This window comes from Streptomyces sp. NPDC020192 (assembly GCF_044388685.1).
Taxonomy (GTDB): domain Bacteria; phylum Actinomycetota; class Actinomycetes; order Streptomycetales; family Streptomycetaceae; genus Streptomyces.
In genome coordinates, this window is sequence record NZ_JBIRXG010000034.1 from 61,142 (window position 1) to 72,983 (window position 11,842).

At 73.4% G+C, this 11,842-nt stretch carries 9 protein-coding genes; 8 read left to right on the top strand and 1 reads right to left on the bottom strand.

The window, feature by feature from the left end; all coding sequences use genetic code 11:
- The first annotated feature begins 2 nt into the window (after positions 1 to 2).
- The 8 genes from ACH47Z_RS40050 to ACH47Z_RS40085 are packed head-to-tail and all read left to right on the top strand — an operon-like array spanning position 3 to position 9,760.
- Positions 3 to 512, top strand: a complete 510-nt coding sequence (locus tag ACH47Z_RS40050; RefSeq protein WP_399083205.1) for a hypothetical protein — start codon at positions 3 to 5, stop codon at positions 510 to 512.
- On the top strand, positions 509 to 949 hold the full coding sequence (locus ACH47Z_RS40055; protein WP_399083208.1) for a hypothetical protein: 441 nt from the start codon (positions 509 to 511) through the stop codon (positions 947 to 949). Before ACH47Z_RS40050 ends, ACH47Z_RS40055 begins: the two co-directional genes overlap by 4 nt.
- The gene (locus ACH47Z_RS40060) at positions 940 to 2,817 is read left to right on the top strand and encodes a hypothetical protein (RefSeq protein WP_399083211.1); all 1,878 of its coding nucleotides are present in this window, start codon (positions 940 to 942) and stop codon (positions 2,815 to 2,817) included. The genes ACH47Z_RS40055 and ACH47Z_RS40060 overlap by 10 nt, the downstream gene beginning before the upstream one ends.
- Positions 2,817 to 3,191, top strand: a complete 375-nt coding sequence (locus tag ACH47Z_RS40065; protein WP_399083214.1) for a hypothetical protein — start codon at positions 2,817 to 2,819, stop codon at positions 3,189 to 3,191. Before ACH47Z_RS40060 ends, ACH47Z_RS40065 begins: the two co-directional genes overlap by 1 nt.
- Positions 3,192 to 3,746, top strand: a complete 555-nt coding sequence (locus tag ACH47Z_RS40070) for a hypothetical protein (RefSeq protein WP_399083217.1) — start codon at positions 3,192 to 3,194, stop codon at positions 3,744 to 3,746.
- Entirely contained in the window at positions 3,739 to 5,076 is a 1,338-nt protein-coding gene (locus ACH47Z_RS40075) for a baseplate J/gp47 family protein (RefSeq protein WP_399083220.1), read from the top strand. The genes ACH47Z_RS40070 and ACH47Z_RS40075 overlap by 8 nt, the downstream gene beginning before the upstream one ends.
- Complete coding sequence (locus ACH47Z_RS40080) at positions 5,073 to 9,176, top strand: LamG-like jellyroll fold domain-containing protein (protein ID WP_399083223.1); 4,104 nt, start codon at positions 5,073 to 5,075, stop codon at positions 9,174 to 9,176. Before ACH47Z_RS40075 ends, ACH47Z_RS40080 begins: the two co-directional genes overlap by 4 nt.
- On the top strand, positions 9,173 to 9,760 hold the full coding sequence (locus ACH47Z_RS40085; RefSeq protein ID WP_399083226.1) for a hypothetical protein: 588 nt from the start codon (positions 9,173 to 9,175) through the stop codon (positions 9,758 to 9,760). Before ACH47Z_RS40080 ends, ACH47Z_RS40085 begins: the two co-directional genes overlap by 4 nt.
- A 105-nt stretch (positions 9,761 to 9,865) precedes the next feature.
- Here ACH47Z_RS40085 and ACH47Z_RS40090 read toward each other — a convergent pair whose 3' ends face one another.
- Positions 9,866 to 10,549, bottom strand: a complete 684-nt coding sequence (locus ACH47Z_RS40090) for a hypothetical protein (protein WP_399083229.1) — start codon at positions 10,547 to 10,549, stop codon at positions 9,866 to 9,868.
- Between the last annotated feature and the right edge of the window lie 1,293 nt (positions 10,550 to 11,842).

The following is an 11,842-nucleotide window of genomic DNA, read 5'->3' on the forward strand; positions in this document are numbered from 1 at the left end:
ACATGGCTGCCGGTGTGAACGTCCCCGTCCTGATCGGTGCGGTGCCGCTGTTCACCGTCACCAGCCTGACCCTCAACGAGGGTTACCAGGTGGCCCGGATCGCGGGCAGCAGCCTGGCGCAGCTGGTCTCGCCGACCACCCGGACCATCACGGTCGAGGCGGTGCTGGTCGGCCGGACCAGGCTGCTCGTCAAGAAGGGGCTGGAGGCGTTGGCCCTGACCTCGCGCGCCCTCGCGCCCGCCGCCGCGCCGGCGATGAACCTGGCCGGGATCCCGGTGGTCTGCGGGATGACCATCAGCCTCGACATGCAGATCACCGCCCTGCGTTTCACCCAGTCCAACCAGAAGCGCGACGCTCTCGACGTCAGCATCACGCTGGAGCATGTACCGCGCTCCAGCGTGACCGCCGTCCTCGGTGACGCGCTGGACCTGGCCCTGGCCGCCGGCATGGCCGCCGTGCCCAGCGTCAGCGGTCTGGAATCCGCGCAGCGGCAGCTGGGAGGTGCCTTGTGAACACGCTCGCCACGTACCCGCTCCCACCCGCCGGGCCCGCGCTCGACTTCCATCAGCTGCCCGTCGTGCCGGACGAGGGTCTGCCGCAGGCGTTCGGCTGCCTGATCGGCGCGACGGCCTACGACTTCGGCCTGTACGTCAGCCTCGGCGCTCCCGCCACCGACCCGCCGGAGATGCTCTACGACCTCGCCGCGCCGGCTCCGGCCGCCGTGCCGACGGCGCCGCCCGGCTACCTGGTGCTGCGGGTGGTGCGCCACGGGCCGGCCGGGCCGCAGGTGCAGTTCCTGCGCAAGCTCGTCGCCGAGCCCGAACTCGTCCACTACGCCGGGCCGCTGGCGATCCGGCTGGTGACCGCCAAGGTGGCCAGGGGCAATCTCAACGGCCCTGGCCACTACGGCACGCAGATCGTGATCGGGGTGGCACCGCGATGGGCGTGATCCTCTGGTACCGCGTGACGTTCCCGACGCTCAACCTCACGGTGTCCAACGACGTGTCCAGCGGCCTGATCCTCAGCGACGCCGAGATCACCGTGACGTACGGCCTCGGACAGCCTGGCGCCTTCAGCATCCACCTCGCCGCCCTGCCGCTGTCCGCCCAGCGCACGCTGTCCACCGCACTCGCCGGCGAACGGGGCGACCGCGTGGGCGGGGTCGAGGTGGAGATCACGCTCGGTTACCTGGAATCGCCGGGGTCCCGCAAGCCCGTCCTGAAGGGCCGGGTGGACGGGATGACGGTCTCCCGGCGTGACCCGCAGCTGGGCGCGCTGCTCACCGGCTTCGAGGAGGCCGCCTTCCAACTGGTCACCACCAAGGATCTCGGCGAGGGGAAGGGAACGACCGGACTGGCCCACTACTCCCGGCAGGACGTCACCCCCGCCGAGGTGGCCGAGGAGATCGTCGGCAAGGCCCAGGCCGAGCTGCGCGGCCGCGCGACCCCGACCGGCTCGCGCCGGGAGATCACCCTGGACGCACCGAACGCCTTCATCATGCTGCAGCAACTCGCGGGGCGCTTCGACGCCGAACTCCTGGTACAGGACGGCACGGTCCAGTTCGGCCAGGCCGTCACCTCCCCGCCGTCCGGACCCGGCCCGGCCCTGCCGTCCGACCCGTCGGCAGCGCTCGCCGCGCTCAGCGGCGAGGACGCCCTGATCGCGCCCGCGAGCGGGGTCACCGCCCGGCTGGCCGCGTTCGCGCCGGTCCAGGCCAGCACCGCCGGAACGCTGCGGGTCATGAACGACCTGCCGGAGCAGACCTCCGTCGGCGCCTTCGACTTCACCGTCCTCGGCATGCCCGCGCTGCGCGCCGGGCAACTGGTCGCGGCCGGCGTGGACGGCTACCAGAACCCGCTGAACGGCTACCGGATCATCCAGCTCACCCACTCCTTCTCGCCGCGCAACGGCTACGTCTGCACCGGGCGGGCGGCCGTCTTCACCAGCGACACCGGCATCGGCAGCGGCGGTGGGAAGAGCAACCGGAAGAACACCGAGGCCGCGCGCGAGGGCAGCCCGTTCGCGATCGCCGACGCCATCGCCGGCCGGATCCGCGACGCCCGCACCGTCTCGCCCTCGGTCGACGCCGGCCAGATCCGCTCCGCCAAGCCGGACCGCCGGTCCGCCGACCTCGCGTACGGGCAGGGCGACGCCCCGACGGCCGTGTCGCCGAGTGTCGACCTGGTCGTCGACGAGCACGGGCCCGTACTCCATGACAAACCGCTCGCCGCGCCGTTTGCCTGGCACAAAGTGGGCCTGTCCGTTCCGGTCTACGAGGGCATGCGCGCACTGCTGAACGATGTCCGCGGCTCCCGGGACGACTCGGTGGTCACCGGGTTCCTCTGGGCCAACGACCCCGCGATGGACCGCCCCCGGGCGAAGGCCGGCGACTGGTGGCTCTGCCTGCCGACCGGACTCTCAGCCGGACCGGACCCGCGCCCCGAAGGCAAGGGCGTCAACGACCTCACCGCCGCCGACGGCCGCCGGGTCGTCGAGGCGGTGGGCCTGAAGCTGACCGTCGGCACCTCCGCCTGCTCCGCTGTGGGCGAGCGGCCCGCCGAGGGCGCCGCCGAGGAGTTCCTGCTGAGCCACAGCTCGGGCACCGAGGTACGGATCGACCGGGACGGGAACGTCGCGGTCACCTCGAAGAACGAGAAGGCGACCGTCACCGCCGGCCCGGCGAGCGTGACAGTGGGGGACAGCAAGGTGGCCGTCAAGGTGGGAGGGGCGAGCGTGACGGTCGACGCGGACAAGGTGGCCGTCAGCGCGGGCGGGGCGAGCCTGACGGTCGGACAGGGAAAGGTGGCGATCGGCTGATGCCTCTCGTCCTCGCCGAAGGCGCGATCATCCAGTGCTCGCACGGCGGGCAGTGCAACCTGGCCCCCGGCAACACGGCGGTCACCGTGAGCGGAAAAGGGGTGCTCACCACCGGCGCGGAGGCCCCCTTCACCTTCGGCTCCGCGGCCGCCCCCGTCCCCGGGATGATCACCCCCTGCACGGCCATGACCCCCAGCGGTACCCCACAGCCCTGCGCGACCACCCCCGCCCTGCCGGACGGCCTTGCCAAGAAGCTCGTCGTCGGCGGCAAACCGGTCCTGCTCGCCACCGCGCACGGCGTCACCGCCAGCGGCACCGGGCCGGGCACCTGGCAGATCACCGACCCCGGGCAGACTCTCCTGGAGGCGATCTGAATGACCGACCCCGACCGCCTCGTCGACCCAGGCCCCCCGCCGCCGGACCTGCCCGGCGTGCCAGGCCTGCCCGGCCTGCCGGGCGGCGGCCCGACCGGCAGGCCCAGCCTCGGCCGCGGCCTCGCCCTCGACGACGGGGACCTGGCCACCGACCCGACCACCGGCGGCCCCGCCGAGAATGAGGGCCTCGCCGCGCTTGTCCAGGCACTGCTGCTCGCCGTCGGCACCCAACTCGGCACCGACCGGCTCAACACCGCCTTCGGCTTCGACCGGCTCTCCATCGGCCGCTACGCCCTCGACCTCCAGGCCCGTAAGGAGTACATCCGGATGGAACTGGTCCGCTGCCTCTGCGCGGACCGCCGGGTCGCCGACGTCCGGGAGGTGTTCTTCCAGGACGACCCGCGCTACCTCGACTTCCGGCCGGGCCTGGCCGGCGCCGCCCACGAGCAGATCGTCGAGGCCGCCCGGGCACGTCGCGAGTACACCGTCTACGCGATCATCGACACCGTCGCCGGCTCCACGCTGACCCTCACCTCGGGGGGACGCCTTGACTGACCTCACCCCACCCGCGACCTCCGCCGACCGCTACGGCGTGACCCCGGAGGGCTTCGTCCTCAAGGGCATCGACCGCATCATCGCCGACCAACAGGCCCGCGCCCGGGCCATGTTCGGCAGCGATGTCGACCTGACGTCCGGCTCCGCCCTGCGCAAGGTGCTCGACGCCGCCGCCGTCCAGGTCCACGAACTCTGGCGCGCTCTGGAGAACCAGTACTACGCCAACTTCCTCACCACCGCCCAGGGCGACGCCCTCGACCTGCTCGGCGCCGATCTCGGCCAGGCACGGCAGCCACTGTGGGCCACCGGCGAGGTCACCCTGACCGTGACCGGCGCCGGCCCGGACCGCGTCCTCGTCCTGCCCGAGGGAACCGTCGTACGCACCACCCCCGCCCCGCACACCAGCCTGCGCACCGCCGCCGCCACAACCCTCACCGCCGACGCGCCCGCCGCCACCGTCGGCGTCCAGGCCGTCGACCGCGGTCCCGGCGGCAACCTGCCCGCCGGCCAGGCCCTCGAACTCGAACCCGCCTGGGCCCGCCTCCACCTCAACTTCGACCCGGCCACCGTCCAGGTCGCCAACCGGGCCCCCATCGGCGGCGGCGACCTCCTCGAGACCGACGACGTCTACCGGGCGCGCCTGCTCGGCGTCCCTCGCACCCTGTGGACCCAGGACGCCGTGCTCGCACGGATCCTGGACGTCCCCGGCGTGCGCGACGCGGCCGTCTTCGACCCACTCGGCGGCGTCGACGCCTCCCACGGCGTCTTCAGCACCTACCTGTTCGGCCAACACGACTTCACCGCTGGCCGCCGCACCGGCTCCCCGTACTTCTTCGACATCGTCGTCGCCGTCGAACCCGGCTGGCCCTGGCGCCAGGAGGACGGCGACATCCCGGCCGTGTACGACAAGACACTCGACGTCGTCCGGCAGTGGCGGCCGGTCTCCGTGTTCCCCGACATCCGGCAGGCCAACCAGGTCGACGTCGGCATCCGGGCCACCCTGGTGATCCAGCCCGGCCACGACCCGGACGCCATCCGTGGCGAGATCCTCACCGCCGTCCACGCCGGCGTGGACCGGCTGCGCCTGGGCCGCGCCGTGCTGCACTCCGACCTGGTACTGACCGCCCGCTCGGTCGCCAGCGTCGTCGACGTCCAGAACCTGCGGCTGCGCCGCGGCGCCCCCCTCTTCGCCGAAGTCGGCTTCGGCGGCGCGGTGTTCGGCGACGCCGTGGAACTGTCGGTGGGCGAGAACCTCACCCTCGCCGCCGACGAGATCGCCTACTTCAACCTCGACAGCCCGCTGATCGACCTCCAGGTGGCGAGCCCATGAGCACCGACTTCCTGGACGTGATGGCCACCGGCCTCACCCCCGCCTACGACCGGGGCATGGAACGGCTCGCCGTGCCGCTCACCGCCGACGGCACCGGCACCCTGCGCCCCGACTACGACCTCTCCGCCTACCGGGCCCGCCACGGACGCGAGCCGGACGCCCCCCGCTTCCTGCTCGCGCCGACCGCCGACATCGCCGAGCCTCTCACCGTCCGGATCACCTTCACCCGCACCCCCGGCGCACCCGAGGAGAGCACCGACCTGCGCTTCCCGGCCGGCTGGCCCGCCGGCGACCAGATCGCCGTCGAACTGCCCGGCAGCGCCGCCGAGTTCACCGCCGCGCTGGAACTCACCGGACTCCGCCCGCTGCCCCCGGCCCCGGCCGGGCCGCAGGACTGGGAACTGACCGCGCTGCTCGGCACTCTCGCCCGGCTGCTCTGGACCATCGGCCGCGACTACCAGGACCTCGCTCGGCGGGGCGCCGACGTCGCCCGCCAGCGCAGCGCCACCGGTGCCCGCGGCGCCGGCCTCGACCTGATCGGCCGGGACCTCGGCGCGCCCCGCTTCCCGCCCCATCCGTACGCGCCGGACGACGCCACCCTTGTGCTCTACCACCTCGACGACCGGCCCACGCCCGACGGCCTCCAGGCCGCATCGGCCGCCGACGCCGGCGGGCGGCACCCCGCCGCCGTCAACGGCGCCGCCCAGGCAGGCCAGACCGGGCGGTTCGGCCCGGCCTTCGGCTTCACCGCCCCCGACAGCAACCTCACCGTCCCCGACAGCCCGGACCTCGCCCTGCCCGCCGACTTCACCGTCGAGGCGGTTGTCCGACCGGACCCGGCCGCCAGGGGCCCCGGCGCCGTCGTCGCCAAACGTAGCCCGCTCAACACCCCGGCCGCCCCAGGCTGGGCGCTCACCCTCGGCAGCTACCAGGGCGTCGACCACAACCCCCGCTTCTCGCTCGCCGACGGCACCACCGAGACCGAGCTCTTCGCCGCCCGTAACCTCGCCGACGGCCAGTTCCACCACCTCGCCGCCACCGTCCGCCGCACCGGAACGGGAGCCGTCGCCCAGCTCCACCTGGACGGCGCCGAGCTGGACCGGCGCAGCCTCGACCAGCTCGGGCCGGTCCTCAGCGCCGAGCCCCTCACGATCGGCCGTGGCCAGGAGTCCACCCCCGACGGCCCGGTCGCCGCCCAGTACCAGGGACTGATCGAGGAGGTCCGGATCTCCACCACCGCCCGCACCACCTTCGCCCCGGTCACCGGCGAGAGCGACGACCAGTACCGTCGGCGGCTGAGCATCTTCCAGCGCTGGCTGGTCCCGACCCCGGACAACCTCCAGGACGCCGTCAACCAGGTCGCCGGGCCGGTCGCGGGTGATCATGCCGCCTTCGTCGTTGACGAGACCACCGCTGCGATCGCCACCGGCTCCAGCCTGCTGCGCGTCCTGCCGCCCTCGCTCACCGCCGGCCAGAGCATCACCGCCGACGGCGACCGGTTGCGCACCGAGCCCCAGACCGTCGGCACCGCCGACGACGAACCCGACTTCGACCCGGCCTGGCTCTGCCGTCACGCGGACCGGGCCCGGCCCGGCCTCGACTTCGCCGACGACGACGCCAACCGGCTGATGCAGTTCACCACCCGGCGTGCCCTCGACGCGCTGCTCGACCGCCTCGCCGGACAGCCCGGCATCCTCAGCGTGCTGCGCGCCTACGACCCCGCCGGCCCCGGTCTGCACGCTGTCGGCCGGGCCCTCAACCTGCGCCACAGCATCCTCGAAACCGGCATGCTCGGCGTGCACGCCCACGCCGCCGGCTTCGGCTGGGTCACCCGCACCGCCGACGACCTCGTCCACGCCGCCCAGCCGCCCGGCGACACCTTCGCCCTCACCCTCGACACCGCCGGGGACACCGACCCCACCGCCGGCCAGACCGCCCACCTCGCCCTGGACCCGCCCGTGTCCGGGCTCGCCGACGCCCTCGTCCGCTGGTCCGTCACCCGAGAAGGCCCCGGAAACGCGATCGTCACCCCGGACACCCCGCTCGGCCATGCCACCCTGCAGGCCCTTACCGCCGGGGACGTCACCGTCGGAGTCGAGGTCACCCGGGCCGGTCACACCCGTGGCGGCCGCCGAACCCTGCGGATCGGCCTGCCCGAGGACTTCATGACGATCGGCCAGACCATCGGCCGGGACGGCCGGATCGGCGTCTCCGAGTCCGAGTCGGCCGGTACCGTGACCACGGACTTCGACCCGTCCTACCTCCAGCTGCGTACCGACGACCTGGCCCTGCGGCCCGCCCACGTCGACTACGGCTTCGACGTGAACAACCGCCGGATGCAGCCGGCCGCCGGAGCCGCCCTCGACCGGCTGCTGGCCCGCCTCGCCGGGCGGCCCGGCACCCTCACCGTGGTCAGCGCCTACGACCCGTCCGGTTTCAGCCTGGCGCACCAGGGCCGGGCCCTCGTCCTGCGCTACGACCAACCGACCGTCAGCGGCCAGCCGTCCCCGGTGACCGGCCCGGCCCTGGCCGCTCACGCCTTCGCGGCCGGCTTCGACTTCGTCACCCTGCAGAACGCGCCTGACCCCGGCGGCCAGCCGATCGTCCGGGCCGCAGTGGCACCGGGGGAACAGCTCGCCGTGACGCTCGACGGACCGGCGGCCGAGGTGACCGTTGGGGGCGGGGTCCGGGCGACCGTCAGCCCGCGCGCCGCGCCTGTGGCGGCCTGCTTCCGCCCCGACGGCAGCCTGTGCTACCTGGCCGAACGCGGCAGCCATCGGGTGGCCGCCTACGCCCTGACGGCCGACTCGCCCAGCACACTGCCTGTACTCGCGTTCGAGGCCTCCGTCCTCACGGACCGGCTTCCCATCGCACTCGCGTTCGTCGGTGGCCGACTGTTCGTCGCACACGAGCGCGGCCGGGTGCTCGCCCTCGACCCCGGCACTCTCGCGGCCACACCGGTCGTCACCCCGGACGCGGTGGCCCTCGCCACCGACGGCACCCTTCTCTACCTCACCTGCACCGACCACACCCTGCGCGCCTATGACCCGCAGAGCGGTGCGCAGACGACCAACCTGCTGCTGCCCGGTCTCCCGGGAGCGATCGCCGCGAGTCCGAACAGTCCGCCGCTCGCCGTGCTGCTCGACGGCGGCCGCTTCTGCCTGGTCGTCCGCCCGAGCGGACCGGTCGTGGGCGGGCCAGTGACCATCCCGGGCGTCGCCCGGGCGCTCTGCGCCGCCTTCAGTTCGGACGGTGCCAAGCTCTACATCGGCGTGGACACCGGCGTGACCGGCCCCGGCAGCGGCGCGATCCAGGTCTACCCGACCGGCGCCACCACCCCGTCTGCGACGCTCACCGCCCTTCCGCCCGGAACCGGCCCGGTCGCGATGTGCATGGCCACCGACGGGCGACACTTGTACGTGGCCACCTCCGGCAGCGGACAGGCCACCGGCCGCGTCCACGTCGTCGACACGACCACCGACACCCTCTTGCCGCTGCCCTTCGCCGCCGGCGACAACTGCCTCGCGCTCGCCGCGTCCCCGGTCACCGCCGGGTACCCACCCTGCCTGCTTGCCGCGCCCGAGGGCGACGGCACGCTGCTGCTCGCCGACCAGACGCCGCTCGGCCAGAGCCCGCCGCAGCCACCCCGCCTGTTCGCCCGTCAGCCCCTCGGCCCCGACAACGGTGTGGACCTCGCCTGGTCCGCGCTGCCGCTCGGCCCCGGCGGTGCGGAGCCGGCAGATTTCGAGGCCCCGGCAACCCGGGTCGACGCCGCCGCGCCCGGGCTGGTTCGGCTGCGCGCCGACTACCTGCGGGGCAGCCCGGTACTGCCCTACCAGTGCGAGGTGCGGCTGAAGGACGCGCTCGACGCCCGGCCGGAGGTGGTGATCGGCAAGGACCAGTACGACCTGGTGCTGAACGTCCTCAAGTGGTTCCAGCCGATCGGCGTGGAGTTCCGCACCGGGCGGCTGCGGGCCCACGTGCGCGAGCTGGCCCGCACCCCCGGCGAGCCGGACGTACTGCCCGCGTTCACCTTCCCGACCTACCGCACCTACGACCAGGCGCCGTTCCGCCGACCGGAGGAGGGCAACCCGTCATGATTCCGAAATATGTCCCCTCGTTCCGCCACCAGGACTGGATCGACAATGAGGACCGGGTCCAGGCGGGCGGGGAGAAAGGCCTCAACATTCGCTTCCACAACCTGGAGGCAGAGTTCCAGACCCTCGCCGACGTGTACCTCAACCCGCTGATCGCGGCGCTGTTCAGGGAGCAGCGCATCCTCAGCGTCATTCCGCTGCTGACGGCCAATCAGAATGCCAGCCAGACGCCGGGGTGGGATGTCAACGTCGACGCGGCAGTGAAGCCGAGTGGTGCCACGTCGGCAAGCGGCATCATGAACGTCGTCCTGCCGGACGGGGCCGTGATCAAGTCGTTGACGGTCTTCGGTACCACCCAGCCCAGTGCCACTACGGCGCTGCTGTCCGTCAACCTGCGCAGCAGACCCGTGACGGCGTTGGCGGGCGCGACGACCATCGTCACCGTCCAGACCTTCGGCGCGGCCGTCGTGCCGACCTCGGTCACCACCGTCGACAACTCGGTGAACAAGTACTTCATCGAGGCCGACCTGACCGGGGCCCAGAGCACCGACGTGAGCCTGAACTGCTTCCAGATCGTCTACCAGTGAGCGGTCCGGAGACGACTGAGAGGTGAGAGTGATGCCCTTCCGACCGCAGCAGCCGTCGAATGCAAGCGGCCTCTTCGACCCCGGCCAGAAGGTTCCGCCGATCGGCTACGGCACGTGGGGCGACCACACCACCGGCCCCGGCCTGGTCGGCAGCAGCGGCAAGGGCGTGGTGCCGACCGGTGACGGCCAGATGCAGAGCGGCGCGGGCGTGTTGGGCGTCAATGCAGCGTGGCACGGCATCGGCGTGCACGGCGTCGGCCGCCAGGGGACCGGAGTGTCCGGTACGGGAGTCGACGCGGGCGTGCGGGGCGACGCCACGGCCGGCCCGGGGGTGACCGGCGCCAGCGTGCAGGGCCCGGGCGTGAACGGGAGCAGTACGCAGGGTGCCGGGGTGCCCGGTGGCAGTACCGGCGGCCCGGACGTCGCCGGCCGTAGCGCGCTGGGGTCCGGTGTATCGGCGACCAGCACCCAGGGCTCGGGTGTGGCGGGGACGAGCGGGTCCGGGCCGGGCGATTCGGGGACGAACACCTGCGGGGCGGGAATGGCGGGCACCAGCACCAGCGGGACGGGTGCCCTGGGAACGAGCACCAGAGGGCCGGGGGTGTCGGGGATCAGCGCCTCGGGGCCAGAGGGGTCCGGCAGCACCACGAGCGGGCCCGGTGCGGCGGGCACTGCGGTGCCCGGGCCTGGCGTGGCGGAGAAGAGCACCCTCGGCACCGGAGTCAGCGCCGAGGGCGGCGCTGTCTGCCAGATCGACGATCCGCTGACCCCGGTCGACACCGTACTCACGATGACGTACGTGGGATCGAACGATCGGTTCCCCGGCACCGGGCCTGTACATCAGCAGGCACGTCTCCGTGAACACACCTTCGGGCTCTCCGGCGGGGCCCCGGCCAGGCGGTCAGCCGGCAGGTCACGGCCAGGCGGACCGACCACTGGGCGAAGGCCACCCCGATCGCCGGGGAGACGCCCAAGCCCGCTGAACAGTGTGGCTTCTACCTCCACCGACCCCTTCGACGAGTCACCCAAGCGCGGGATCCCCAGCAGGCGGTCCCCTCCTGACGTCGTGGCCGAGGAAGAGAGCTGAACGGGTGCGCGGCCGGCCGCCGGCACCCGCAACGGGGGCGGACGAGACAACGGAGAGGTGAGAGCGATGCCGTTCCAACAGCAGCAACCGCCGGATGCCAGCAGCGTTTTCGACCCCAATCAGGCCGTGCCGTCGCCGATCCGCTTCGGCGCGTGGGGCGACGACAACGTCGGTCCCGGCCTGATCGGCAGCAGCGGCAGGCCAGCGGTCGCCGACGGGTCGGTCGAACCGGGGACAGGCGTCCTCGGCATCAACACGGCGGTCCAGGGCGTCGGCGTCCAGGGCTACTGCCGCCAGGGCACCGGCGTGGCCGGGCTCGGCGGCGGCACGGGTGCGGGCGTCGCCGGCCGTGCCGATACCGGTGCGGGCGTGACGGGGACCAGCACACAGGGCGTCGGAGTGGCCGGTCGGGGCGGGGGCGCTTCGCCTGGGGTTTCCGGTGCGGGGTCGGCCGGTCCGGGTGTGTTCGGGGCGAGTGCGCAGGCGGCGGGGGTGTTCGGGTCGGGTGTTGTCGGTTCGGGTGTGCCTGGGGTGAGTACGGAGGGCGTCGGGGTGTTCGGGCAGGGTGCGGGTGCGTCGCCGGGTGTGTCCGGCGCGGGCACGGCCGGCCCCGGTGTGTCGGGGACGAGCGCGCAGGGTGCGGGGATGTCGGGTTCCGGCACTGCCGGTCCGGGTGTGTCGGGAACGAGTGCCCAGGGGCCTGGGGTTTCCGGTGCGGGGTCGGCCGGTCCGGGTGTGTTCGGGGCGAGTGCGCAGGCGGCGGGGGTGTTCGGGTCGGGTGTTGCCGGTTCGGGTGTGCCTGGGGTGAGTACGCAGGGTGTCGGGGTGTTCGGGCAGGGCGGGGGTGCGTCGCCGGGTGTGTCCGGCGCGGGGGCGGCAGGTCCGGGTGTGTCGGGGACCAGTGCCCAGGGGCCTGGGGTTTCCGGTGCGGGGTCGGCCGGTCCGGGTGTGTTCGGGGCGAGTGCGCAGGCGGCGGGGGTGTTCGGGTCGGGTGT

Coding starts and splice junctions, on each gene's coding strand:
- ACH47Z_RS40050 (WP_399083205.1), top strand. CDS start 3: ATGGCTGCCGGTGTGAACGTCCCCGTCCTGATCGGTGCGGTGCCGCTG.
- ACH47Z_RS40060 (WP_399083211.1), top strand. CDS start 940: ATGGGCGTGATCCTCTGGTACCGCGTGACGTTCCCGACGCTCAACCTC.
- ACH47Z_RS40065 (WP_399083214.1), top strand. CDS start 2,817: ATGCCTCTCGTCCTCGCCGAAGGCGCGATCATCCAGTGCTCGCACGGC.
- ACH47Z_RS40070 (WP_399083217.1), top strand. CDS start 3,192: ATGACCGACCCCGACCGCCTCGTCGACCCAGGCCCCCCGCCGCCGGAC.
- ACH47Z_RS40080 (WP_399083223.1), top strand. CDS start 5,073: ATGAGCACCGACTTCCTGGACGTGATGGCCACCGGCCTCACCCCCGCC.
- ACH47Z_RS40085 (WP_399083226.1), top strand. CDS start 9,173: ATGATTCCGAAATATGTCCCCTCGTTCCGCCACCAGGACTGGATCGAC.